Source organism: Bradyrhizobium stylosanthis, from assembly GCF_001641335.1.
Classification (GTDB): domain Bacteria; phylum Pseudomonadota; class Alphaproteobacteria; order Rhizobiales; family Xanthobacteraceae; genus Bradyrhizobium; species Bradyrhizobium stylosanthis.
The window spans coordinates 1323842-1348123 of the sequence record NZ_LVEM01000002.1; the positions used below are offsets into that span (position 1 = coordinate 1323842).

A 24282-nucleotide genomic window follows, 5' to 3' on the forward strand; every position below is an offset into this window, starting at 1 on the left:
AAGTCACATTCTAATCCGGCCTGATTTGTGCTTGCATCCGGCCGCATCATCCTGAAAGGGGAACAAAAAAGTGAAGCATTTCCGTCACATCGGGCTCGCGCTCGTCGCGACCTTCGCCGTCAGCCAGGCCGGGGCCCAGGAGCTGACCGGCACGCTCAAGAACATCAAGGACACCGGCGCCATCACGCTGGGCTTCCGCGACTCCTCGATCCCGTTCTCCTATCTGGATGACAACCAGAAGCCGGTCGGGTTCGCGATGGACATCTGCTACAAGATCGTCGACGCCGTGAAGAAGGAGCTCAAGCTCGACAAGCTCGAGGTCAAGCTCAACCCGGTGACCTCGGCGACCCGCATCCCGCTGATGGCCAACGGCACCATCGACCTCGAATGCGGCTCGACCACCAACAATGCCGAGCGCCAGAAGCAGGTCGCCTTCACCAACACCCACTTCCTCACTGCCAGCCGCTACGTCTTCAAGAAGTCGAGCGGCCTGAAGTCGATCGACGACCTCAAGGGCAAGACGGTGGTCTCGACTGCCGGCACCACCAACATCAAGCAGCTCACCGAGGCCAACGTCGCCAAGGGCCTCGGCGCCAACATCATCCCGGCCAAGGATCACGCCGAAGCCTTCCTGATGGTCGAGACCGACCGCGCGGTGGCCTTCGTCATGGACGACATCCTGCTGGCCAGCCTCGTTGCCGGCTCGAAGGCGCCGGATGACTACGCCATCTCCAAGGACGCGTTCTCCAAGCCCGAACCCTACGGCATCATGCTGCGCAAGGACGACGCCCCCTTCAAGAAGGTGGTCGATGCGGCGACGGCCGCGGTCTACACCTCCGGCGAAGGCCAGAAGATCTACGACAAGTGGTTCACGGCCAAGATCCCGCCGAAGGGTCTGAACCTGAACACGCCGATCTCCTCGGAGCTGAAGAACGAGTTCGCCAAGCCGTCGGATTCGCCGAATCCGGACGACTACAAGTAAGCTGAAACCTCGATCTTTCGATCAGGATCATGTCCGGCCACTCTTGACACAAGGGTGGCCGGACATTTGCATAGGCGCCGGGACAAACTCTGAGAGTGGCGCGTTCGCGCGGGGGACACGTGAACTATAACTGGAACTGGGGAATCTTCTTCCAGCCGAACCCGATGGGAACCGGCACCTATCTCGACATGCTGCTGTCGGGCCTGGCGCTGACCCTCAAGACCGCGGCGCTGGCCTGGATCATCGCGCTGATCACCGGCTCGGTCGTCGGCGTCATGCGCACGCTGCCATCGAAGGCCGCCAACTGGTTCGGCTTCGCTTACGTCGAATTCTTCCGCAACATGCCGCTGCTGGTGCAGCTCTTCCTGTGGTTCTTCGTGCTGCCGGAAATCCTGCCCAAGGCCGCGGGCCTGTGGCTGAAGCAATTGCCGAACGCGCCGTTCTGGACGGCCGCCATCGGCGTCGGCTTCTTCATGTCCGCCCGCGTTGCCGTGCAATTGCAGGCCGGCATCTCCTCGCTGCCGCGCGGGCAGAAGATGGCGGCGACCGCGCTCGGCCTCACCACCGTGCAGGGCTATCGCTACGTGCTGCTGCCGATGGCATTCCGCATCATCCTGCCGCCGCTGACCTCCGAATTTCTCAACACCATCAAGAACACTGCGGTCGCCATCACCATCGGCCTGCTCGAGCTGACCGGACAGGCGCGCTCGATGCAGGAATTCTCGTTCCAGGTGTTCGAGGCCTTCACCGCCGCGACCATCCTCTATCTCCTCGTCAACGCCGTCGTCGTGACCGCAATGCGCTTCCTCGAGCGCTGGGTCGCGATCCCCGGCTACATCACGGGGAAATAAGCGATGCTCAGTAATTTCGATTTCGACGTCATCCGCCGCGCACTGCCCTATCTGTTCTACGAGGGCATGACGTTCACGTTGACGCTGACGGCGCTCGCCGCGCTCGGCGGCCTGATCTTCGGCACGGCGCTCGCCCTGATGCGCTTGTCCGGCTACAAGCTGCTCGGCCGCATCGCCGGCCTCTATGTCGACTTCATGCGCTCGCTGCCGCTGGTGCTGGTGATCTTCTGGTTCTACTTCCTGGTGCCCTATATCGGGCAGTGGGTGACGGGCGCCTCGCGCCCGATCAGCGTCGGTGCGTTTGCGTCCTCGCTCATCACCTTCATCATGTTCGAGGCGGCGTATTTCTCCGAAATCATGCGCGCCGGTATCCAGTCGATCTCGCGCGGCCAGCCGGCCGCGGCCAGCGCGCTGGGGCTGACCTACGCCCAGAGCATGCGTTACGTCGTGCTGCCGCAGGCGTTCCGCAACATGCTGCCGGTCCTGATCACGCAGACCATCGTGCTGTTCCAGGACACCTCGCTCGTCTACGTCCTGTCGATCACGGATTTCCTCGGCGCGGCGAGCAAGGTCGCGCAGCGCGACGGGCGTCTGGTCGAGATGTATCTGTTTGCCGCCGTCGTCTACTTCACCATTTCCTGCATCGCGTCCTTCGGCGTTCGCCGCCTCCAGGCGCGCATCGCCATCATTCGCTAGAGTGTGTCGGTCATGATCGAAATCAGCCATGTCAACAAATGGTACAGCCCCACCTTCCAGGTGCTGACCGACTGCACCACCAGCGTCACCAAGGGCGAGGTCGTCGTGGTCTGCGGCCCCTCGGGCTCGGGCAAGTCGACGCTGATCAAATGCGTCAACGCACTGGAGCCGTTCCAGAGCGGTGACATCTCGGTCGACGGCACCAAGGTCAACGACCCCAAGACCAACCTGCCGAAGCTGCGCTCGCGCGTCGGCATGGTGTTCCAGCACTTCGAGCTGTTCCCGCATTTGAAGATCATCGACAATCTCTGCCTTGCGCAGCAGAAGGTGCTGGGACGCTCGCACGACAAGGCGGAAACGAAGGGCATGCAGCTCCTGGAGCGCGTCGGCCTGAAGGAGCACGCACAAAAGTTTCCGGCACAGCTTTCCGGCGGCCAGCAGCAGCGCGTCGCCATTGCCCGCGCGCTCGCGATGGATCCGATCGTGATGCTGTTCGACGAGCCGACCTCGGCGCTCGACCCGGAAATGGTGAGCGAAGTGCTCGACGTCATGGTCGATCTGGCCCGCGAAGGCATGACCATGATGGTCGTGACCCACGAAATGGGCTTTGCCCGCAAGGTCGCCAACCGTGTCATCTTCATGGACCGCGGCGAGATCGTCGAGGACGCCCCGAAGGACGATTTCTTCGGCAAGCCGCGCAGCGACCGCGCGCAGAAGTTCTTGTCGAAGATTTTGTCGCATTAACCACCGCCACCGTCATTCCGGGGCGCGCGTAGCGCGAGCCCGGAATCCATAGCCCCCAGCCGGGGTTATGGATTCCGGGCTCATTCGCTTTGCGAATGCCCAAATTGCGCAAGTGCGCAATAGAGAATGACGGATCGAGGGTTTATCGGGCTCGCCAAATCTCCTATACCGGTAGGTATCCCCATTCCCTCCCAGGAGACCTGCCTTGGACCCGCTCGCCTACGTCAACGGCTCATTCGTCCCGCTCTCGGAAGCCAAGATCTCGGTCCTCGATCGCGGCTTCCTGTTCGCCGACGGTATCTACGAGGTCTCGGCGGTGCTGGACGGCAAGCTGGTCGACAATGCCTCGCATCTGGCGCGGCTGGAGCGTTCGGTCGGTGAGATCAAGCTGAAGCTGCCGGAGACGGTCGAGCGCATCACCGAGCTGCAGAAGGAGCTGATCGCGCGCAACAAGGTCGCGAACGGCCTCGTCTATCTCCAGGTCACGCGCGGCGCCGATAAGGGCCGCGACTTCCCGTTCCCCAAGGCCGACGTCAAGTCGAGCCTGGTGATGTTCACCTCGGAGAAGGACATCATCAACGCTCCCGTCGCGAAGACCGGCATCAACGTGATCACGGTGCCTGACATCCGCTGGGAACGCCGCGACATCAAGAGTGTGGCATTGCTGGCGCAGGTGCTGGCGAAGCAGGCTGCGGCCGAGGCCGGTGCCGGCGAGGCCTGGATGCTGCAGGACGGCTACGTCACCGAGGGCGGCTCGTCCACGGCGTTCATCCTGACCAAGGACGACGTCATCGTCACCCGCCAGAATTCCAATGCCATCCTGCCGGGCTGCACCCGCAAGGCCGTGATCGCGCTGGCCGAGGAGCGCCAGCTCCGCGTCGAGGAACGATCCTTCACGGTCGACGAAGCGCTCGCCGCCAAGGAAGCCTTCATCACCAGCGCATCCTCCTTTGTGCAGCCGGTGATCGCGGTCGACGGCAAGAAGGTCGGCGACGGCAAGCCCGGCCCGATGGCGACGCGCCTGCGTGAGATATATGTGGAGTTCGCGAAGGCGACGGCGGTCTAGCCGCATATTCCTATATCGTAGGGTGGGCAAAGCGCAGCGTGCCCACGTCTTCCCTCACTGTCATCGCCCGGCTTGACCGGGCGATCCAGTATTCCAGCGACGTCTGTTTTGCTGAACCGAGAGGCTGCGGCGTACTGAATGTCCCGGTCAAACCGGGGCATGACAGTTGTGAGTGTGAAGGCGGCGCTGCGTCCATTACGCCGCAGCTATCGTAGGGTGGGCAAAGGCGCCCTTGCGCCGTGCCCACGTCTTCTCTCCTTTAGCTACGGAAGGTGGGCACGCTTCGCTTTGCCCACCCTACAGGACCTTTTGCTAGGCGCGCAGCGGCTACGCTACCGACGCCTTCACCTTCACCGGGTGCACCGCGCGGAACGCGATCGCCAGCCTGTTCCAGGCGTTGATGGCGCCGATCAGCGTGGTCAGGTTCACCGTCTCCGCGTCGGAGAATTGCGCGCGGACATCTTCGTAGACGTCGTCGGGCGCGTGGGTCTCGGCGATCAGCGTCACGGCTTCCGTCCAGGCCAGCGCGGCGCGCTCGCGGTCGGAATAGAGCGGGGACTCGCGCCAGGCGTTGAGCAGGTAGATGCGCTGCTCGGTCTCGCCGCGCTTGCGGGCGTCCTCGGTGTGCATGTTGATGCAGAAGGCGCAGCCGTTGATCTGCGACGCCCGGATCTTGACCAGCTCGATCAGCGATTTTTCCAGGCCGGTCGACTGGATCTGCTCTTCCAGCGCCATCAGCGCCTTCATCGTGTCGGGGGCGGCCTGGTAGAAATTCATGCGGGGCTTCATGGTCGTTCTCCTTGCTTGCTGTGGTTGGGATCAGTGGGCACCACCGGCCGAGGTCTGGCCGGGCTTCTTCAGAAAGAAAACGGCGATCAGGGCGACGATCAGCGCCATGCCGAGCAGATAGAAGGTGTCGCTGAAGGCGAAGATATAGGCCTGCTTCTGCACGGTATGGCCGATCGCGACATAGGCGCGATGCGCAGCGTCCGCACGGTCGACGATGCCGTGATTGACGAAGTATTGAGTCAGTTGTTCCAGTCGCGTGCGGGTCGCCTGCTCGAACACCGAGACCGACTGCATCAGCACGTTGGAGTGATACTGCTCGCGCTTGGTCAGCACGGTCTGCAGCAGCGCAATGCCGACGGCGCCGCCGAGATTGCGCATCATGTTGAACAGGCCCGAGGCCGAGCCGGCGTTCTCCGCTTCGATGCCCGATGTCGCCACCGCCGACAGCGGTGCCATCACCAGCGCCTGGCCGATGGCGCGAACGACGTTGGGCCACAACAGCTGGTCGGCGGCATAGTCGTTGGTCATGTAGATGTTCATGAAGTTCGAGGCCGCGAACAGCACGAAGCCGACGCCGATGATGAAGCGCGCATCGAATTTCTGCATCAGCCGCGGCACCAGCGGGATCAGCACCAGTTGCGGCAGCCCGGTCCAGGCCAGCACCATGCCGATCTGCTCGGCATTGTAGCCCTGGATGCGTGCGAGATATTGCGGCAGGATGAACACGGAGCCGTACAGCGCGATGCCGAGCAGGAAATTCGCGAGCATGCCGAAGCCGAAATTGCGGCGCACCAGCAGGCGCAGGTTCAGTAGCGGCTTCTTCACCGTGAGCTCGATGACGAGGAACGCCGTCAGTGCGACGGCTGCAATCACGCTGAGCTTGACGATGAAAGGCGAGCCGAACCAGTCGTCCTTGTTGCCTTCCTCCAGCACGGTCTGCAGCGCCGAGAGCCCGATCGCCATCGTGATGATGCCGGCCCAGTCGCCCTCGCGCAGCAGCGACAGCTTCATCGGCTTCGCCTCGAGCGCATACCAGAGCATGCCGACCATGACCGCGCCGGGCACGAGGTTGACGTAGAAGATGTACTGCCAGCCGAAATTCTCGGTGAGATAGCCGCCGATGGTGGGGCCGATCGCCGGCGCGAACGTCGCCGACAACGCGAACAATGCAAGGCCCACCGGCTGCTTTGCGCGCGGCAGCAGCGTGATGATCAAGGTGAACGCCATCGGGATCAGCACGCCGCCGGTGAAGCCCTGCACGGCGCGCAGCGCGATCATCTGCGGCAGGTCCTGCGCCAGCGCGCAGGCCGCGGAGAGCGCCAGGAACAGGATCGCGTTGGTGAGCAAATAGATGCGGATCGAGAACACCTGCGCGAGCCAGCCCGAGAGCGGGATCACCACGATTTCCGCGATCAGATAGGAGGTCGAGATCCAGCCGCCGTCGTCGATGCCGGCGCCGATCGCGCCCTGGATGTCGGCGAGCGAGGCGTTGACGATCTGGATGTTCAGCACCGCCATGAAGGCGCCGAGCGTTGCGCCGATCACCGCGATCCAGGTTTTTGCCGAGATCGCCGGTGTCGCAGGCGCAGCAGGGGCTGGAATATCGGCGGCGGAGTTGGCGGTCGGTTGGAGCGTGCTCATGGAAGCCTCGTCTCTGCTGCGGAGACAGGATGCGTCAGGCGGATGGTTTCGATAATCGGCGAAGTGCGGGAAGGATCATCCGGCAGGACTTGATAGTCCCGCCGGCGGTCCCCGCCTTCAGCCGCCGTTTGGTCGCGTCGTATTGTCGGCGATGCGCCTGGCCGTCTCGCGCTCTGCCACTACCGTCTGCTTGGTATTGACGGTCGGTACCGCCGACATGCCGGGGCGCAGCAATCCGGTGAGGCTGTGATCGTCGAGCACGATCTTCACAGGTACGCGCTGCACGATCTTGGTGAAGTTGCCGGTGGCGTTGTCGGGCGGCAGCAGTGCGAATTCGAGACCGCTGGCCGGCGACAGGCTGTCGACATGGCCGCGCAGCGTGTGATTGCGAAAACTGTCGACATGCAGCTCGACCGGCTGGCCGGGACGGACATGAGTCAGCTGCGTCTCCTTGAAATTGGCGACGACATAGACCGCATCGAGCGGCACCACCGCCATCAACTGCGTGCCGGCCTGCACATACTGGCCGACGCGCAGGCTGCGCGCGCCGACCGTGCCGTCCACCGGCGCGGTGATCTCGGTATAGGACAGGTTCAGCGCCGCCTGCTGCGCGACCGCGCGGGCACGCTCGAGCTGGGCGGTGGCCTGGGCACGCTGCGTGGTGAGCACGTCGACCTTGCGCTGCGCGGCCATCAGTCCCGATTTCGCGTGCTGCAATTGCGCGTTGCTGGCGCGCAGCGCAGCGTCGGTCTGCTGTGCGCGCTGGATCGTGCCGGAGCCCGACTTCATAAGGTCGTCGTAGCGGGCACGCTCTTCCTGCGCAAATTTCAGGTTGGCGTCGGCAGCCGCGACGTCGGCCGTGCTCTGCGCGATGATCGGCTGCTGCAGCTCGAGCTGCGCATCGATGTTGCGCACTGAGGCTTCGCCGGCGGCGACGTCGGCCTTGGCCTGGTCGAGCGCCGCCTTGAAGTCGCGATCGTCGATCTTGGCAAGGGGCTGGCCCGCTCTGACCTTCTCGTTGTCGCCGACCAGCACCTTCGCGATGTAGCCGGAGACCTTCGGCGCGATGATCGTGGAGTCGGCCTTGACGTAGGCGTCGTCGGTGGTCTCGAGATAGCGGCCGTAGGTCCAGTAATCGTGTCCGTAGTAGACCATGGTCGCCGTGCCTGCGAGGAGCGCGAGTATCAGCGCCGCGCGCCGGATCTTGCCCCGGGTCGGGACAGCGGCCGGTGCTTTGGAATAATCGCGAGTGATTTCAGTCGCTTGCTCGAAGGTCTCGGTGCGGGGCATTTCGGACATTGCAGTCTCCTGTCGGCTCGCTGAGACTTATCGGCCTTGCCGGCCCGAGTGATAATTGGCAAAATTCTGGAAGGATTATCCATTGCAGGTGGATAATCGGAGCCGTCGCCTTGGTTCATGATGTCTACCGGATCAGGGCACCGGCTGCGCCAGAGCGATTGCCGTCGCTATCGCGCGATTGCTGCATCAAGAGCGGATAACCAAGCCCCCATGGACCGATTGACCAGCCTCGAAGTGTTCAGCCGGGTGGTCGAGAGCGGCGGCTTCTCGGCAGCAGGCCGCAAGCTCAACATGTCGACCACCATGGTGAGCAATCACGTTCAAGCGCTGGAGGACCGGCTCGGAGTGCGGCTGCTTCATCGCACCACGCGCAAGGTCAACCTGACCGAAATCGGCAAGGCCTATTACGACCGCTGTATCCAGATCCTCGCCGACATCGAGCAGGCCGACGACATCGCCGGCGCGCTGCAATCGACGCCGCGCGGCACGCTGCGCATCCACACCGCTACCCACATGGTGCCGTTCGTGGCCCCGGTGATGGCCGAATTCCTCGCGACCTACCCGGAGGTCAAGGTCGATCTGCGCATGGGCGAAACCAACGTCGACCTGATCGAGGAGGGCTTCGATCTTGCGCTGCGCATGATCGCGCCGCCGGATTCGAGCCTGATCGTGCGGAGTCTTGCGACGTGGCGGCACGTGCTGTGCTGTTCGCACGCCTATATCGAGGCGCATGGGCGCGTCTCGAAGCTCGAAGAGCTTGCCGAGCACAATTGCGTGCGCCACGTGAACTATCCCTTCGACGAGTGGCGCTTCTTCGATCGCAAGGGCGCGCCCGCCTCGGTGCGCGTTTCCGGTAACTTGATCACCAACAGCGGCGAAGCGCTGCGCGAGGCGGCATTGCAGGGCGCGGGCATCAGCCTCGCCGCCGGATTTCTCGTGGGGGACGATCTCGATTCCGGCCGGCTGGTGCGCCTGCTGCCGGAATACCGTCCGGTCGAGATGTCGATGAACGCGGTCTATCCACACCGTCATCATCTGTCGGCAAAGGTCAGGACCTTCATCGACATGCTGGTGCATCACAGTGCCGAGCAGCAGAAGCTGATCAATCCGTATTCGTGAGACTGTTGCTCCTCATCCTGAGGATGCGCGGAACGCGCGTCTCGAAGGATGACGGCCCAACTGTGGCCTCGCCCTTCGAGACGCTTGCTTCGCAAGCTCCTCAGGGTGAGGGGATGGATATTCGTTCGGGGACCGTAGGGTGGGCAAAGGCGCGAAGCGCCGTGCCCACGATCTGGCAATGTTCGCGACAGATGGTGGGCACGCTTCGCTTTGCCCACCCTACGAGAACGTCAGTGTGGCGCCGGCAGCCGCCCGAACACGGCATCGAGTGCCATCCCAATCGCAAGCAACCGGCGATCGCTTCCTTCCGGCCCATCCAGCTCGAGCCCGATCGGCAATCTGCTGCTGGCGCCGAGCGCGATCGGGACCTGGATCCCGGGAATGCCGGCATTGCTGCCGGGATCGGTGTTCTGGATGAACAGGCCGAAATTCTCGAGGCTGCTGGAGTCCGGGTTGGAGGCAATGGCAACGCGCGGCGTAGTCGGGAAGGCGATGGCATCGAGCCGGTTGTCGGCGAAAGTCTTGCTGTAAAGCGCCTGCAGCGCCGGCCGTGCGGTCTTGATGGCGGCGTCATAGATCGGCTTGGCATCGACAAGGCTGCCGTCGGGGGCGGGGAGTTTGCGCGGGATCACCAGACCGTCATAGGTGCTCTTCACGTCAGTGCTGGCGATCTGCGCCGCCACTGCCTCGATGGTGAGGCCGGTGCCCGTGTGCTTGAGATAGGCGACCAGATCGTCATACGCCTCATACAGCGCAATCGGAAAACTGACCTGGCCGTCGAGCTCGGCCAGTTGAGGCATCTCGATCTCGACCACCATGACGCCTTGCGTCTTCACCTTCTCGACGGCGTCGCGGAACGCGGACTCGGTGTCGGCATCGAGATCGATCAGCATCGATCTTGCGATGCCGATGCGGACCTGGCGCAGGTCGGCCGGCGCAATCGCATCGCCGCCTGCGATGACGCGGTCGAGCAGTGCGACATCCGTCATGGTCGCGGCCATTGGCCCCGCGGTATCGCGGGTGTGCGAGATCGGCGCGATGCCGCCTTGCGGATAGCGGCCGACGGTCGGGCGCAGTGAGGCGCATCCGTTCAGCGCGGCGGGGACCCGCACCGATCCGCCGGTGTCGGTGCCAAGTCCGCCCGCGACGATCCGCGCGCCGATCGCCGCGCCCGTGCCCGAGGACGAGCCGCCTGCGATCAAAGTGCGATCATAGGCGTTGCGCACGCCGTATTCGGTGCCGGTCTTGAACGCGGTGTTGTAGCCGGAGATGCCGAAGGCGAGCTCGTGCATGCTGGTCTTGCCGATGATGATTGCTCCGGCGGCGCGCAGTTTTGCCGCAACGGGCGCATCGGCTTTCGGAACGTAGTCCTTCAGCGCCGGAGTGCCGGCGCTGCAGGGCAGCCCGGCCACCTCGATATTGTCCTTGATCACGATGGGCACGCCGCCGAGCGGTTTTGACTTGTCACCCGCCGCGTCGAACGCCGCGGCGGCCTTCGAGGCGCCGGCCTCGTCCAGGGTGACGAAGGCATTGAGCTCGGGGTTGGCCTTGGCGCGCGCGATCGCTTCGCGGGTGAGCGTGGTGCTTGTGAACGTCCCGGTGCGGAGGCCGGAAGCGGCCTCGCTCAGCGTCAACTGGTCGAAATCCATGATGCGTCACCCGAATTGCAGGGGGCCATCAGGGCGCCCCTCGGTCTCGGAGGCTGAAGCCTCGCCGCCGTCGCGTCAACCGTGGGCGCGCATCCTCGCCGGCGATGGCGTGTCGAGCTCGGCGAGCAGCCGGTCGATGTCGGCCTTCACCTTCACGATCGCAGCGTCCTTCACCGGCCCGTAGCCGCGGATCTCCATCGGGCCCTTGGCGATCGCCACGAGATTGGGCAGATGCGCTGCGTCGAGCTTGCCGGTCATGCGTTCGATCAGCCCTTCATACCAGGCGATCAGCTCCCGCTCCGTGCGCCGTTCCGCGGTGTAGCCGAACGGATCGAACGGCGTTCCGCGCAAGCCCTTCAAACGCGAGAGCATGGCAAGCGGCAACTGGATCCACTGGCCGAACGCGCGCTTGCGGGGACGGCCGCGGGCGTCAGGTTTTGAGGGCAGGAACGGCGGAGCGAGGTGATACTGGACGCGGAAGCCGTCCTCGAATTCGCGCTTCAACGTGTCGAGGAACCCGCTCTGCATGTGCAGGCGCGCCACCTCGTACTCGTCCTTGTAGGCCATCAGCTTGAACAGCGCGCGGGCGACGGCCTCGGTCAGCGCTTCGCTGTTCAGGCCGGCTTCGGCACTGCGGACCCCTGCGACCATTGCCCGGTAGCGTGCCGCATAGGCCTCGTTCTGATAGGCCGTGAGGAATTCGGCGCGACGGGCGATGAGCTGGTCGAGCGTCTCGGTTTCGCGCGCATCTTCCGCCTTCGGCAAAAAGTCCGGATCGGCCGCGGCGATCCGGCCCCAGGCAAAGGCCTGCTTGTTGCGTTCGACCGCGACGCCGTTCAGCTCGATCGCGCGCAGCAGCGCCTGCAGCGAGACCGGGACCAGGCCGCGCTGCCAGGCAAAGCCCAGCATGATGATGTTGGCGTACACGGCATCGCCCAGCAGGCGTTCGGCCAGCGCATTGGCGTTGATCGTGTCGAGATTGTCGTTGCCGATCACCTGGCGGATCGCCCGCAGGCGGGCAGGCGACGCGAGATCGGCGTCGCGGAAGCGGACGACGTCGCCGGTCGGCATCTCCGCGGTATTGACGGCGGCGCGCGTGCCGCGACGGTAAGTGCCGGACGCCTTTGGCGAGGAGCTGACGACGAGGTCGCAGCCGATCAGCGCATCGGCCGCACCCTGGTCGATACGGACCTGATGCAGTGCTTCGGGGCTCGCGGCCAGGCGGATGAAGCTGAGCACCGGACCGAACTTCTGTGCAAAGCCGGTGAAGTCCAGCACCGAGACGCCGAAGCGTTCGAGATGCGCGGCCATGCCGATCAGCGCGCCGACGGTGATCACACCGGTGCCGCCGACGCCGGTCACCAGCAGATCGTAGGGCCGCTCGAGCGTCGTGGGTGAGGGCAGGGGGAGCATCGCCGCGCGGCCGACCGCGTCGATCTGGCTCGCGCTCTTCTTCCGGCGGCTCGCGCCTTCGACCGTGACAAAACTCGGGCAGAAGCCGTTGAGACAGGAGAAATCCTTGTTGCAGGTCGACAGATTGATCTGCCGCTTGCGGCCGAACGGCGTCTCCTTCGGCTCGACGCTGAGGCAGTTGGATTCCACAGAACAGTCGCCGCAGCCCTCGCAGACGAGATCGTTGATGTAGGCAAAGCGTTTCGGATCGGCCATCTGTCCGCGCTTGCGCCGCCGCCGCTTCTCGGTGGCGCAGGTCTGCTGGTAGATCAGGACGGAGACGCCGGGGATGTCGCGCAGCTCGCGCTGCACGGCATCCATCTCCTCGCGGGGATGGATGGTGACGCCGCTGGGCAGGTCCGCCGGGCTGAAATGCGCGGGATCGTCCGAGACGAGTGCGATGCGTGTCACGCCTTCGGCGCGGACGCTGTGCGCGATGGCATGCACGCTGACCGGGCCGTCGACCGGCTGGCCGCCGGTCATGGCGACGGCATCGTTGAACAGGATCTTGTAGGTGATGTTGGCTTTCGCTGCGACCGCCTGCCGGATCGCCATCGAGCCGGAGTGATAATAGGTGCCTTCGCCGAGATTCTGGAACACGTGCCTGTGGCCGGTAAAGCGCGACGAGGCCGCCCAGTTCACACCCTCGCCGCCCATCTGGATCAGCGACGAGGTCTCCCGGTCCATCCAGCTCGCCATGAAATGACAGCCGATGCCGGCCAGCGCCTTGGATCCCTCGGGCACTTTTGTCGATGTGTTGTGCGGGCATCCCGAGCAGAAATAGGGCGTGCGCGTTGCGCCCGGGACGTTGATCGTGCGCGCGGCCTCCGGCATCAAGGCCGCTGCGCGGGCAGCGAGATTGAGTCCCGGAAACATCGGATCGAGCCTGCGCGCCAGCACGGATGCGAGCGCGCGCGGCGACAATTCGCCGATCCAGGAGATCAGCCTTGCACCTCGCTCGTCGTGCTTGCCGACCATGCGCTCCGGCTTGCTGCCGGGATAGTCGTAGAAATATTCCTTGAACTGGCTCTCGATGATGCCGCGCTTCTCCTCGACCACGAGGATCTCGCGCTTGCCTTTCACGAAGTCCATGGCATCGTGCAGCGCCAACGGCCAGACCATGCCGACCTTGTAGACGTCGATGCCGATGCTTCGGCAGGCGGCTTCATCGAGGCCCATCAGCCGCAGCGCCTCCATCAGATCGAGATGGGCCTTGCCGGTCGTGACAATGCCGTAGGTGGCGCCGGGGATGTCGTAGATGTGGCGGTCGATCGGATTGGCTTTCGCAAAGGCGTAGACCGCGTGCTTCTTCGCCTCCAGCCGCTCCTCGATCTGCGGGCCCGGCAAATCCGGCCAGCGATAGTGCAGCCCGCCGGGCGGCGGCGTGAAGTCGGGCGTGCGGAAGGCGCGCGGCGGCTGCAGCGCGACGGACGCGCCTGATTCCACGATCTCCGAGATCGCCTTGAAGCCGACCCACATGCCGGAGAAGCGGCTCAGCGCGTAGCCATATTCGCCGAACGCCAGATATTCGCCGACATCGGCCGGGTGCAGCGTCGGCATGAACCAGCTCATGAAGGCGACGTCGGACTGGTGCGGCATCGAGGAAGAGACGCAGCCATGGTCGTCGCCGGCGACCACCAGCACGCCGCCATGCGGCGAGGAGCCATAGGCATTGCCGTGCTTGAGCGCGTCGCCGGAGCGATCGATGCCGGGGCCCTTGCCGTACCAGAGGCCGAACACGCCATCGACCTCGCGCTCGCCTTGCGTCTCGACCTGCTGCGAGCCAAGCACGGCGGTGGCCGCGAGATCCTCGTTCACTGCAGGGAGGAATTCGATGCGGTCTCGCTTCAGGCGTTCCTGGATGCGCCACAGCTCGAGATCGACGCCGCCGAGCGGCGAGCCGCGATAGCCCGAGATGAAGCCCGCGGTGTTGAGACCGCTCGCGCGGTCGCGCTTCGCCTGGTCGAGGGCGATGCGGACGATGGCCTGTGTGCCCGTGAGGAAGACGCGGCCCTCCTCGCGATCGTAGCGGTCGGAAAGCTCATAGGTGTCGAGTGACGGAATGGCGTCCATGGCGGACCTCGCGCGGCAACGGTGCCGGATTGGCGAAGGGTAGGCCCGGTCGGCTGGTAAGTCTTACCTATTCATCCCGCTGAGGGCATGAAATCGGTAGATTTTTGCAAAAATGAACGGTCTGCGGTATAATCTCTCGAATTGGGGCGCGCTCATGATCGAAGACCACGATGTCAGGATTCTGGCCCACCTCCAGAAGGACGGCCGCGCCACCAACCAGCAACTGGCCGACGAGGTCGGCATGTCCACTTCGGCCTGCTGGCGCCGGGTGCGCGCGCTGGAGGAGAGCGGCGTCATCCAGGGCTATGCCGCGCTGGTCGCGCGCGAGCAGGCGGGCTTCGCGATGTCGGCCATCCTCCACGTCTCGTTGGAGCGCCACGATGCGAAGTTCGTCGACGAGTTCGTGGCCAGCGTCACCAAGCGCCGCGAGGTGCTGGAGTGCTTCGCGACCACCGGCGATGCCGACTACCATCTGCGCGTCGTCGTGCAGGACATGGCGGCCTACAACCGCTTCCTCGACGAGTTCATGTTCCGCATTCCCGGCATCCGCTACGTCCGCAGCAACGTGGTGCTGAAGGAGATCAAGACCGGCGTGGCGCTGCCGTTTTGAGCGGCTCTCGCAGGATGGGTAGAGCGATAGCGAAACCCATCGAAGTCTTTCCTCTGTGACTGAGGTGATGGGTTTCGCTCCGCTCTACCCATCCTACGAGGATCACCTCTCCTCCCGCACGAACCTGTTCCGCAACGTCCCGACACCCGTGATGTCGATCTCCACGACATCGCCGTGCTTGATGTCGGGCGAGGCGCCGTCCGTTCCCATCCAGATCACGTCGCCCGGCCATAGCGTAAAGTACCGGGTCAGCTCGACCAGGAACGGGACCACGCCAAAGATCATATCGTTGGTGTGGAAGCGGTTGGTCTCCTTGCCGTTGACCCGGACGATCGTTTCCATCTTCGCAAGGTCAGCCTCGGTCTCGATCCACGGGCCCATCGGCTTGAACGTGTCGGCATTCTTCGAGCGCCACAGGCTGCGGTCGGCCTTCTGCCAGCTGCGCTCGCTGACGTCGTTGCCGATGGTGTAGCCGAACACGCAATCCATCGCGTTGGCCTCGGTGAGATGCTTCACCTTCTTGCCGATGACGACGACGAGCTCGCCCTCATAGTGGATCTTCTCCGTCGCGAAGGACGGGATCACGACGTCCTCGTCATGGGCGATCAGCGCATTCTGGGCGCGATAGCCGATCTCGGGACGGTCGGGCACGGCCGGCACCGTGCCGGCCTTGTCGGCGGCCTCCTTCAGGTGCTTGAGGTAGTTCAGCCCGACGCAATAGAAGGTGCGCGGGATCAGCGGCAGCTCGATCTTGACCTCGGATAGGGAACACGTGCGCGAGCCGCGCTGCCATTTATCGAACGGATCGCCGTCGACCGCGACGACCTGGTCGCCTTCGATGATTCCCCAGGAGGTCTTTCCCGAGGCGGTGAATTTCAGCCAGCGCATGATCTGCCCTCGTCGTTATTCCGCGGCATCGCGCGGCTGCACCTTCCAGGCACCGGCGGCCGGCCGCTTGAGCCCGAGATTTTCCCGCAGCGTCTTGCCGCGATAGTCCTTCTGGAACAGGCCGCGCCGCTGCAATTCCGGCACGACATGTTGCACGAAGTCCTTGTAGGAGCCGGGCACGTAGGTCGCGGCAATCACAAAGCCGTCGCAGCCGCGTTCGACGAACATCTCCTCGAGCTTGTCGGCGATCTCCTTGGGACCGCCGACCATGGCGTCATGCACCTGGCCGCGGCCGGAGAAGGTGACGAAGTCGCGCGCGCTGGGATTGCTCTTGCCCGAGTTCTTCAGCACCCCGTCGCGGATGCCAAGGATGCCCTGCATGCTCTTCAGCTCGTCCGTGGTCAGCGGCTCGTCGAGGTCCTTGGACGCGAAATCGTAGTTGAGCGCTTCGGCGAGCAGCGACAGCGCGTCGATCTCGAGCGGCAGCTTGTTGATCAGCGCCATCTTGTCCTCGGCCTCCGCCTTGGTCGCGGCGCAGACCGGCGTCGTCAGGTTGCAGAGGAACATCTGGTCGGGATCGCGGCCGGCTTTCGCAGCCTCGTTGCGGACGGACGCATAGCCTTCCTTGGCGGCGGCGAGATTGCGCGCGGCGGTGAAGATCACCTCACCCCAGCGGCCGGCAAAGCGCTGGCCGCGGCCGGATGCGCCGGCCTGGATGATGACGGGATGACCTTGGCTCGACCGCGGCACGGTGAACGGTCCGCGCGACTTGAAGTTCGCTCCCTTGTGATCGAGCCGCTTCACCTTGTGGGGATCGGCAAAGCGGCCGGTCTTCTTGTCCATGATGAGCGCGCCGTCCTCCCAGGTGTCCCAATGGCCGAGCACGACCTCCATGAACTCGTCGGCCTTGTCGTAGCGGGAATCATGCTCGGGATGGGAGTCGCGTCCCATGTTGAGGGCTTCGCCGTCATTGAGCGAGGTGACGACGTTCCAGCCTGCGCGTCCGCCGGACATCAGATCGAGCGTCGCGTAGCGGCGGGCGACGTCGAACGGCTCGTAATAGGTGGTCGAGCAGGTCGCGCCAAGGCCGAGCTTGTCGGTCACCATGCCCATCGTGGTCAGCACGATCAGCGGGTCCATCTTCACGCAGCGAATGCCGTATTCGACGGTGTGCGCGTGGTCGTTCCCGTAGCGGTCCGGCATCGCCAGGCGGTCGTCGAAGAAGGCCATGTGGAATTTGCTGGCTTCGAGGATTTTGGCGATCTCCTGATAATAGTCCGCCGACATCGAATCATCGCGCGAGTCCGGATGCCGCCAGGAGCTCGGCAAATTGGTGCAATTCTGCGCCTGGAGGAAGCCGACCAGTACCATCTGCCGATTCATGCTGTTGTTCTCCTGATAGCGTCAGGCAAGACCAAGGACGGTGTCGAGCCGGTACTCGCGCGCCAGCGTGCGCAGCTTGTCCCAGGTGGCGTCCTCGACCTCGATGCCGTCGCGCAGGCGCTGCTGCTCGCGCACGCCCTCGATCTCGCCGGGATAGTAGACGCCCTTGCTGCCCTCGGAGGGCGGCGTCGATTTCAGATAGTGCGCGAACTCGGCGACCTCGCGCTTGAACTCCTTGAGCGGGCGGAACGCGGCGACGTTGAACACGGCCATGAAGCAGCCGTCATTGTGCCGCCCCGTCGGCTCGACACCGAAGCCGAGCCCGGTGAGCAGACCGCAGAGCACCTCGACCATGGCGGCGAGGCCGCTGCCCTTGTAGCCCTCGGTGCCGCCGAGCGGCAGCAGCGCGCCGCCCTTGCGATATTGCGTGGGATCGGTGGTGTGCCGTCCGTCGGCATCGATGATCCATCCCGTCGGGATCTGCTCGCCCCGGGCGACCGCGAGCTGGATCTTGCCGGCCGCGACCGCCGAGGTCGCCATGTCCAGATAGAACGGCGTATCGAGATCGGACGGCACGGCGATCGAGATCGGATTGGTGCCGAGCCGCGCGTCCTTACCGCCGAACGGTGCCACGTGTTTGGGCGAGCGGCCGGAATCCGCCGTTGCGATCCCGATCATGCCTTCGCGCATCGCCATCAAGGGATAGGCGGCGAGGCGGCCGACATGGCTCTGCCGGAACACGGTGCAGGCGGCGACGTTGGCCGTCTTCGCCTTCTCGATCGTCAGCGCCATCGCCCTGGCGTTGACGTGGAAGCCAAAACCCCAATGGCCGTCGATCACGGTCGTTGTCGGCGATTCCTGGACGATGGTCCATTTGGCGCCTGGCACGATGTGGCCGGCCTTGATGCGGTCAATATAGGTGGGAACGGCGATCACGCCGTGGGAATCATGACCGGCGAGATTGGCGTTGACGCAGCCGCTCGCGACGGCGTCGGCCTCCTCCTCCGAAGCTCCGGCCGCCTGGAGCAGCGCGGCGCTGATGCGCGTGAGGCGGTCGGCCCTAACGAGCGGCATGGCGTTTCCCCGGCTTGGTGCCTTTTCACAGGCAGCTTGTTGGGCGCCATCGTCTCAAAGCGCGGGAGCGATATCAATCTCTCGTAAACCAATACAGGGCTGCAAATTCGTAAACGGAACACGCCTTTGGTCGAAGGTTCGTGCCGTGCGGCGGTATTTTCGGGGGTTTAGCGCCGCTTGTTCGCAGCTCGTTCACTTTGATCGACGGTTTGCAGCAGGCAATAACGACCACTTAGGCGATGGCCGTTCATAACGGCACCGGGAGAAATAGGCAGAAATGCCCGGGAGTTAAGATCGTGCCGACGACACTCGCGCGCACCTTTGCGGCGTTGAGCGCCATCAATGAAGCGATTCTTTACGCGAGGTCGCCGGACGAGCTGTACCAGAAGGTCTGCGACGCCGGCTTCTCGAGCGGGGACTTTTTGGCCGTGGCCGTGTTCCTGGTGGGACCGGACGGCGGGCGGCTGCGCTTCGCGGCGGGTTGCGGCGACGACATTCCGCGGCTGCGCGCGATCGAGATCACGACGGACGCCGGCAAGCCGGAAGGATTGGGCGTCGGCGGCGAGGCATTTCGCGAGCAGAAGCTGTGCATCAGCAACGACTACCTGAACGATCCGCGCTCGCTGGCGTGGCGCGCGGGCGCCACGAAGGCCCATATCGGTGCCGCCGCGGCACTGCCGCTGCTCTGCAACGGCAAGAGCGTCGGCGTGCTGTACGTGACGCGAAGCGAGGCCAACTCGCTGAACGAGCAGATGGTGTCGCTGTTCGAGCGCATGTCGGCGAACATTTCCTATGCGCTGGACAATTTTTCGCGCGAGACCGCGCGGCAGACCAGCGACCGAGCGACACGGCGGTTGAACCGCATGTTCGGCGCCATCAGCGCCACCAACGAAGCGATCCTGCGGGCCAAGACCGAGCAGGAGCTGTACCAGCTCGTCTGTGACGCCTCCGTCCACAGCGGCAAGTCGCTGGCGACCATCGTGCTGCTCCGCGAGCCGGATTCGCACTGGATGAAGCCTGTCGCTGCCACCGGGCAGAACCTCGACCTCGTCACCCAGGCGCGCTATTCGGTCGATCCGGACAATCCTTTCGGCAAGGGCATCTCCGGGCAGGTCTTCCGGACGCAGAAAGCCATCGTCGAGGACGATCTCGCCAGCCGCACCAAGGGCTCGCCCTGGGAGCAGGCCAACGTCAACACCGGCGTCGCCGCCTGCGTGGTCGCGCCGCTGATCAAGCACGGCGAGAGCGTCGGCGTGCTGTTGTTCTTCATCAGCCGCTCCTGGGCCAAGGACGAGGAGATCGTCGCGCTGCTGGTGCGCATGGCGGAGAACGTCTCGTTCGCCATCGAGAATTTCGACCGCGAGGCCGACAAGGCCAGGATCGCGGCCGAGGAAGAACGGCTGGCGCGCATGTACGCGGCGCTCAGCGCCACCAACGAAGCGATCCTGCGCGCGCGGTCGCGCGCGGAGCTGTTCGAGCTCGTCTGCGAGGCGGTGGCGAAGGGCGCCAAGTTCACTTCGGCCAGTATCGCGCTGGTGGACCAGAGCGCCGAGCTGCTGCGCGTGGTCGCCAGCTACGGACCGAATGCCGACCAGGTCCGTAACTTCAAGTTTTCCACCTCCGACCAGGTGCCCGAGGGGCGCGGGCTGACCGGCACCGCGTTCCGCACGCGGCAGCCCGCCGTCAGCAACGACGTCCTCGCCGACGACCGCATCGCGCCCTGGCAGGCCAGCGCCCGCCGCAACGGCATCGCGTCCTCCGCCGCGCTGCCGCTGTTCAACGGCGACCGGGTCGAGGGCGTATTCCTGTTCAACTCTCCGGAGTGCGGCACCTTCACCGACGAGCTCGTCGAGCTGCTGCGCAAGCTCCAGGCCAACGTCGCCTTTGCGCTCGCGAATTTCGACCGCGCCGAGGCGAAGGCCAGGGCCGAGATGCAGCGCAATCGCCTCAGGGGCATGCTCGAGGCGCTGAGCGCGACCAACGAGGCGATCATGCGGGTCAAGACCCGCGACGAGCTGTTCGAGGTGGTGTGCGAAGCCGCGGTGCTCGGCGGCACCTTCTCCTCCGCGACCATCGCCCTGGTGGATGCGACGGGACACTATCTCGACATCGCCATGACCAAGGGCGAGAGCTGCTACCAGATCAAGGATTGGCGCTTCTCCACCTCCGCCGACGATCCGGAGGGACGCGGGCTGACCGGCACCTCCTTCCGCTCGCGCACGCCGTGTGTTGCCAACGACCTTCTCACCGACATCCGTACGGCGCACTGGCACCAGATCGCGCGCACGCAAGGCACGAGATCGGGCGCCTGTTTCCCGCTGCTCAGCAACGGCGGCGGGGCCGTCGGCGTATTGCTGTTCCTCTCGCCGGACGAAGGCGTGTTCACGCAGGACCTCATTCAATTGCTGGGGCGGCTTGCCGAGAACGTCTCGTTCGCGCTCGACAATTTCGACCGTGCCGAGGAAAAGGCCCGCACCGAGGCGCAGAAGGAGCGCCTGACGCGCATGTTCGCGGCGCTGAGCGCCACCAACGAGGCGATCATGCGGGCGAAGTCGCGCGCCGAGCTGTTCGACCTCGTCTGCCTCGCCGCCTCGAACGGCGCCAAGTTCACCTCGACGACCATCGCTCTGGCGAGGGCGGGCAGCGACCAGCTCGAGATCGTGGCTGCGGCCGGCCCGTCCGCCGAAACCACGCGCAACGTCCGTCTCTCCATCGACCCGGAGCGCCCCGAAGGGCGCGGCATGAGCGGCACGGCGTTCCGCACGCGCCAGCCCTGCATCAGCAACGATTATCTCAACGACGATCGCGTCCGTGCCTTCCACGCCGTCGTGCGCGGCGACGGCGCGCGGTCGGGCGCGGCCTTCCCGCTGATCGCGCACGACCAGGCCGTCGGCGTCATGATCTACATGTCGACCGAGCCGGCCACCTTCACGGCGGAGTTCGTCGAGCTGTTGCAGCGCCTCGCCGACAATGTCTCCTTTGCGATGGAGAACTTCGACCGCGCCGATGCCAAGAACCAGGCGGACGAGCGGATCGAGTATCTCGCCTCGCACGACAGCCTGACCGATTTGCCGAACCGCGAGACCTTCAACGGGCTGCTGCGCGCGGCGATCGACACCGCGCAGCGCCATGATCATCGTTTTGCGCTGCTGTTCATCGACCTCGACCGCTTCAAGGTCATCAACGATTCGCTCGGCCACGAAGCCGGCGATCTGCTCCTGCTTGAAGTGGCGAGTCGCCTGCGCGGCGCGCTGCGGGCCAGCGACGTGGTGGCGCGGCTCGGCGGCGACGAGTTCGTCGTCATCCTCGACCAGTGCGGCGAGATCGACGACGTCCAGCGCATCGCGACCGGGCTGCTCGCGGCGCTCGCCGAGCCCATGGAGCTGGCCGGCCACGAGTGCCATACCACGGCCTCGATCGGCATCGCGATGTATCCGGCCAACGGCTCCGATGCGCAGACGCTGACCAAGAACGCCGACATGGCGATGTATCTCGCCAAGGAGGACGGCAAGAACGGCTATCGCTTCTTCTCCAAGGAGGTGAAGACCCAGTCGATCGAGCGGCTGTCGCTGGAAAGCGCGCTGCGCCGGGCGCTGGAGCGCGAGCAGTTCACGCTCAACTACCAGCCCAAGGTGGACATGGAGACCGGCCAGATCACCGGCGTGGAAGCGCTGCTGCGCTGGACCCATCCCGAGCTCGGCAGCGTCTCGCCGGCCCAGTTCATTCCGCTCGCGGAGGAGACGGGTCTGATCGTGCCGATCGGCCGCTGGGTGCTGAACGAAGCCTGCGCGCAAGCGATGACCTGGCAGCGACGCGGCTTGCTGCCGCTGTCGATGGCAGTCAACCTGTCGCCGCGGCAGTTTGCTGACGAGCATCTGCTGCAGGACGTCGACGAGGCGCTTGCCGCCTCCGGCATGTCGCCGGTGCTGCTCCAGCTCGAGGTCACCGAGAGCATGATGATGCGCAACGTCGGACGCGCGCTCAAGGTGCTCGACGCCATCCAGAGCCGCGGCATTCGCCTCGCCATCGACGATTTCGGCACCGGCTATTCGTCGATGTCGCTGATGAAGCACTTCCCGATCGACACCATCAAGATCGATCGCTCCTTCGTGCGCGACCTGCCGCAGGATTCCGAGGATCAGGCGATTGCGCAGGCAATCATCAGCATGGGCAAGGCGCTCGGCATGACCGTAGTCGCCGAAGGCGTCGAGAATGCCGAGCAGGAGGCGTTCCTGCGTACCCATGGCTGCGACGAGATGCAGGGCTTCCTGATCGCAAAGCCGCTGCCGGCCAAGCAGATGGCCGAGCTGCTGCGGCCGATGGTGCTGCCGGTTGCGCCGCCGCTCCAGCCCGAACCGGATCCGGTCGCCACTGAAGCTGCCGCACTAAGGCTGAAACGCGCTGTCATCTAGCGGCTGCGGGTGCAGCTCGCGGACGTCGTGATCGGCGCCTTCCGCGATGCTCGGAAAATCCTGCGGGCCGGTCAGCGATGTCTGCTCGACGAACAGCGCCAGGATCGTGCGCGCACCGTCGGCGAAACTCGCACCCTCGTTCAAGCCGAGCTCGGCACAGGAGGCCTGGCTCATCGTCTCCTGATCGTCGACCACCGCCATGGCCGGTCCCCACCACCAGGCAGGCGCGGGCGAACGCTCGTCCTCGGGCACGACATGCCAGCGGACGAACTCTTCCATCACGCGCTCGAACTCCAGGCGTGCAGCCTGATGCATGCGGTCGATACTCCCGAGAATCCGCGCCTGATCACAGTGGCGTGTGGATTCGATTGTGGTCTTCACATCTGGAAAACAGGCTCGTGCCACATCGGCCGAGCCGCGCATGCCGACCTCATCGTCGGCCATGCCCAAGGATGCGGCCGTTGGCGATACGCCAGCGGCGGCAGCGAGTCCCCATTCTAGCCGTTCGCAGGCAGGGCGGGCAAGGTGCGGATGTTACGGTTGCTTAATGGACCGTGCTTAACGCGCTTTGCGCGGATGGGCCTTCTGATGCCATGCCCAGGCGGTGCGGATCACAGTCGCGAGATCGGAATGACGCGGCACGAAGTTCAGCACTTTTCGCGCAGCAGACGGATTGGCGACCAGGTAAGTGGGATCGCCGGGACGACGCGGCTTGACCGTGTGCGGCACCTCGCGCCCGGTCTCCTGCCTGATGGCGTCGAGGATCTCGCGCACAGAGAAGCCAGCGCCGGTGCCGAGATTGAAGCTGCCGCCCGCATGTCCGGTTTCCAGCAGCTTGAGCGCCGCGACATGCGCGGCGGCAAGGTCGGTGACGTGGACGTAGTCGCGGATCGCGGTGCCGTCGGGCGTGTCGTAATCGTCGCCGAACACCGCGAAGTCGACATGGCCCTGCAGCGCCATCATGGCGCGCGGAATGAGGTGGGTCTCGTTGTCGCGCAATTCGCCGATGCCGCCGGCGGGATCGGCGCCGCTGGCATTGAAATAGCGCAGGCAGAACGCGCCGAAGCCGTAGGCTCCGCGATAATCGGCGAGGATGCGCTCGATCATCCACTTCGAGGCGCCGTACGGATTGATCGGCGCGCACGGGAAGTCTTCCGGCAGCTCCTTCGAATCGGCGTTGCCGTAGACGGCGCCGGTCGAGGAGAACACGATGCGCTGGCAGCCGGCGGCGCGCATCGCCTGCAGCAGCGACAGCGTGCCCTGCACGTTGTTGATGTAGTATTTCTGCGGGTCGGTCATGGACTCGCCGACAAGGCTGGCGGCGGCGAAATGCATCACCGCCGTGATCTTGCGCTCGGCGAAGACGCGCGCGAGCGCCGCGCCGTCGAGCAGATCGGCCGTCACCAGCTCCCCGGCAACGAAGCTGTGATGGCCCGTCGAGAGATTGTCGAAAACGATCGGCTGGTAACCGGCAGCGGTCAGCGCGCGGCACGCGTGCGAACCGATGTAACCCGCGCCTCCCGTGACGAGGACGATCGGTCGGTCGGTCATGTC

General features: G+C 64.9%; 18 protein-coding genes. 8 read left to right on the forward strand and 10 right to left on the reverse strand.

Features of this window, described 5'->3' with window-relative positions; genetic code table 11:
• Nucleotides 1–70: 70 nt before the first annotated feature.
• The 5 genes from A7X65_RS18135 to A7X65_RS18155 all read left to right on the forward strand — a co-directional run bounded on the left by A7X65_RS18135 (nt 71) and on the right by A7X65_RS18155 (nt 4339).
• Nucleotides 71–982, forward strand: coding sequence for an amino acid ABC transporter substrate-binding protein (locus A7X65_RS18135; protein ID WP_063687065.1), 912 nt, complete (start codon nt 71–73; stop codon nt 980–982).
• Between the two features lie 119 nt (nt 983–1101).
• Complete coding sequence (locus A7X65_RS18140; RefSeq protein ID WP_063687068.1) at nt 1102–1833, forward strand: amino acid ABC transporter permease; 732 nt, start codon at nt 1102–1104, stop codon at nt 1831–1833.
• Between the two features lie 3 nt (nt 1834–1836).
• On the forward strand, nt 1837–2529 hold the full coding sequence (locus tag A7X65_RS18145; RefSeq protein ID WP_063687071.1) for an amino acid ABC transporter permease: 693 nt from the start codon (nt 1837–1839) through the stop codon (nt 2527–2529).
• 12 nt (nt 2530–2541) lie between these two features.
• Nucleotides 2542–3273 carry an amino acid ABC transporter ATP-binding protein gene (locus A7X65_RS18150; protein WP_063687073.1) on the forward strand — a complete coding sequence of 244 codons (732 nt, stop codon included), beginning with the start codon at nt 2542–2544 and terminating at the stop codon, nt 3271–3273.
• A gap of 205 nt (nt 3274–3478) precedes the next feature.
• The gene (locus A7X65_RS18155) at nt 3479–4339 is read left to right on the forward strand and encodes a D-amino-acid transaminase (protein ID WP_063687075.1); all 861 of its coding nucleotides are present in this window, start codon (nt 3479–3481) and stop codon (nt 4337–4339) included.
• Nucleotides 4340–4666: 327 nt separating this feature from the next.
• Here the strand turns inward: A7X65_RS18155 and A7X65_RS18160 are convergent, their stop codons facing one another.
• The 3 genes from A7X65_RS18160 to A7X65_RS18170 form a co-directional block, all read right to left on the reverse strand.
• Nucleotides 4667–5128 carry a carboxymuconolactone decarboxylase family protein gene (locus A7X65_RS18160; RefSeq protein WP_063687077.1) on the reverse strand — a complete coding sequence of 154 codons (462 nt, stop codon included), beginning with the start codon at nt 5126–5128 and terminating at the stop codon, nt 4667–4669.
• Between the two features lie 30 nt (nt 5129–5158).
• Entirely contained in the window at nt 5159–6769 is a 1611-nt protein-coding gene (locus A7X65_RS18165; RefSeq protein ID WP_063687078.1) for an MDR family MFS transporter, read from the reverse strand.
• 117 nt (nt 6770–6886) lie between these two features.
• The gene (locus A7X65_RS18170) at nt 6887–8068 is read right to left on the reverse strand and encodes an HlyD family secretion protein (protein ID WP_063687079.1); all 1182 of its coding nucleotides are present in this window, start codon (nt 8066–8068) and stop codon (nt 6887–6889) included.
• 210 nt (nt 8069–8278) lie between these two features.
• Here A7X65_RS18170 and A7X65_RS18175 point away from each other — a divergent pair, with 210 nt between their 5' ends.
• Nucleotides 8279–9187, forward strand: coding sequence for a LysR family transcriptional regulator (locus tag A7X65_RS18175; RefSeq protein WP_063687081.1), 909 nt, complete (start codon nt 8279–8281; stop codon nt 9185–9187).
• 230 nt (nt 9188–9417) lie between these two features.
• Here A7X65_RS18175 and iaaH read toward each other — a convergent pair whose 3' ends face one another.
• Both iaaH and A7X65_RS18185 read right to left on the reverse strand, forming a co-directional pair.
• The gene (gene iaaH / locus A7X65_RS18180; protein WP_063687083.1) at nt 9418–10836 is read right to left on the reverse strand and encodes an indoleacetamide hydrolase; all 1419 of its coding nucleotides are present in this window, start codon (nt 10834–10836) and stop codon (nt 9418–9420) included.
• Nucleotides 10837–10911: 75 nt separating this feature from the next.
• Nucleotides 10912–14361 carry an indolepyruvate ferredoxin oxidoreductase family protein gene (locus A7X65_RS18185; RefSeq protein ID WP_063687085.1) on the reverse strand — a complete coding sequence of 1150 codons (3450 nt, stop codon included), beginning with the start codon at nt 14359–14361 and terminating at the stop codon, nt 10912–10914.
• 154 nt (nt 14362–14515) lie between these two features.
• Here A7X65_RS18185 and A7X65_RS18190 point away from each other — a divergent pair, with 154 nt between their 5' ends.
• A complete protein-coding gene (locus tag A7X65_RS18190; protein ID WP_063687793.1) occupies nt 14516–14971 on the forward strand; it encodes an Lrp/AsnC family transcriptional regulator in 456 nt (151 codons plus the stop codon).
• 102 nt (nt 14972–15073) lie between these two features.
• Here A7X65_RS18190 and A7X65_RS18195 read toward each other — a convergent pair whose 3' ends face one another.
• From A7X65_RS18195 to A7X65_RS18205, 3 genes are read right to left on the reverse strand one after another with little or no spacing between them, the layout of a single operon-like run.
• Nucleotides 15074–15859 (reverse strand): fumarylacetoacetate hydrolase family protein, encoded by a 786-nt coding sequence (locus A7X65_RS18195; protein ID WP_063687086.1) that lies wholly within the window; start codon nt 15857–15859, stop codon nt 15074–15076.
• Between the two features lie 15 nt (nt 15860–15874).
• A complete protein-coding gene (locus tag A7X65_RS18200) occupies nt 15875–17242 on the reverse strand; it encodes an LLM class flavin-dependent oxidoreductase (protein ID WP_063687088.1) in 1368 nt (455 codons plus the stop codon).
• A gap of 21 nt (nt 17243–17263) precedes the next feature.
• Complete coding sequence (locus A7X65_RS18205; RefSeq protein ID WP_063687090.1) at nt 17264–18316, reverse strand: Ldh family oxidoreductase; 1053 nt, start codon at nt 18314–18316, stop codon at nt 17264–17266.
• Nucleotides 18317–18612: 296 nt separating this feature from the next.
• Between A7X65_RS18205 and A7X65_RS18210 the strand changes: the two genes are divergently transcribed.
• Entirely contained in the window at nt 18613–22728 is a 4116-nt protein-coding gene (locus tag A7X65_RS18210) for a bifunctional diguanylate cyclase/phosphodiesterase (RefSeq protein ID WP_063687092.1), read from the forward strand.
• On the opposite strand, the gene A7X65_RS18215 is transcribed toward A7X65_RS18210, so the two are convergent.
• On the reverse strand, nt 22702–23043 hold the full coding sequence (locus A7X65_RS18215; protein WP_063687795.1) for a hypothetical protein: 342 nt from the start codon (nt 23041–23043) through the stop codon (nt 22702–22704). The two genes, A7X65_RS18210 and A7X65_RS18215, sit on opposite strands and share 27 nt — an antisense overlap.
• Nucleotides 23044–23286: 243 nt before the next feature.
• Nucleotides 23287–24279 (reverse strand): UDP-glucose 4-epimerase GalE, encoded by a 993-nt coding sequence (gene galE / locus A7X65_RS18220; protein WP_063687094.1) that lies wholly within the window; start codon nt 24277–24279, stop codon nt 23287–23289.
• Nucleotides 24280–24282 lie beyond the last annotated feature (3 nt).

What these genes read in the sequence shown, in the direction of transcription:
- A7X65_RS18145 (WP_063687071.1), top strand. Translation starts at nt 1,837, where the DNA reads ATGCTCAGTAATTTCGATTTCGACGTCATCCGCCGCGCACTGCCCTAT.
- A7X65_RS18150 (WP_063687073.1), top strand. Translation starts at nt 2,542, where the DNA reads ATGATCGAAATCAGCCATGTCAACAAATGGTACAGCCCCACCTTCCAG.
- A7X65_RS18160 (WP_063687077.1), bottom strand. Translation starts at nt 5,128, where the DNA reads ATGAAGCCCCGCATGAATTTCTACCAGGCCGCCCCCGACACGATGAAG.
- A7X65_RS18165 (WP_063687078.1), bottom strand. Translation starts at nt 6,769, where the DNA reads ATGAGCACGCTCCAACCGACCGCCAACTCCGCCGCCGATATTCCAGCC.
- A7X65_RS18170 (WP_063687079.1), bottom strand. Translation starts at nt 8,068, where the DNA reads ATGTCCGAAATGCCCCGCACCGAGACCTTCGAGCAAGCGACTGAAATC.
- A7X65_RS18175 (WP_063687081.1), top strand. Translation starts at nt 8,279, where the DNA reads ATGGACCGATTGACCAGCCTCGAAGTGTTCAGCCGGGTGGTCGAGAGC.
- iaaH (WP_063687083.1), bottom strand. Translation starts at nt 10,836, where the DNA reads ATGGATTTCGACCAGTTGACGCTGAGCGAGGCCGCTTCCGGCCTCCGC.
- A7X65_RS18185 (WP_063687085.1), bottom strand. Translation starts at nt 14,361, where the DNA reads ATGGACGCCATTCCGTCACTCGACACCTATGAGCTTTCCGACCGCTAC.
- A7X65_RS18190 (WP_063687793.1), top strand. Translation starts at nt 14,516, where the DNA reads ATGATCGAAGACCACGATGTCAGGATTCTGGCCCACCTCCAGAAGGAC.
- A7X65_RS18195 (WP_063687086.1), bottom strand. Translation starts at nt 15,859, where the DNA reads ATGCGCTGGCTGAAATTCACCGCCTCGGGAAAGACCTCCTGGGGAATC.
- A7X65_RS18200 (WP_063687088.1), bottom strand. Translation starts at nt 17,242, where the DNA reads ATGAATCGGCAGATGGTACTGGTCGGCTTCCTCCAGGCGCAGAATTGC.
- A7X65_RS18205 (WP_063687090.1), bottom strand. Translation starts at nt 18,316, where the DNA reads ATGCCGCTCGTTAGGGCCGACCGCCTCACGCGCATCAGCGCCGCGCTG.
- A7X65_RS18215 (WP_063687795.1), bottom strand. Translation starts at nt 23,043, where the DNA reads ATGCATCAGGCTGCACGCCTGGAGTTCGAGCGCGTGATGGAAGAGTTC.
- galE (WP_063687094.1), bottom strand. Translation starts at nt 24,279, where the DNA reads ATGACCGACCGACCGATCGTCCTCGTCACGGGAGGCGCGGGTTACATC.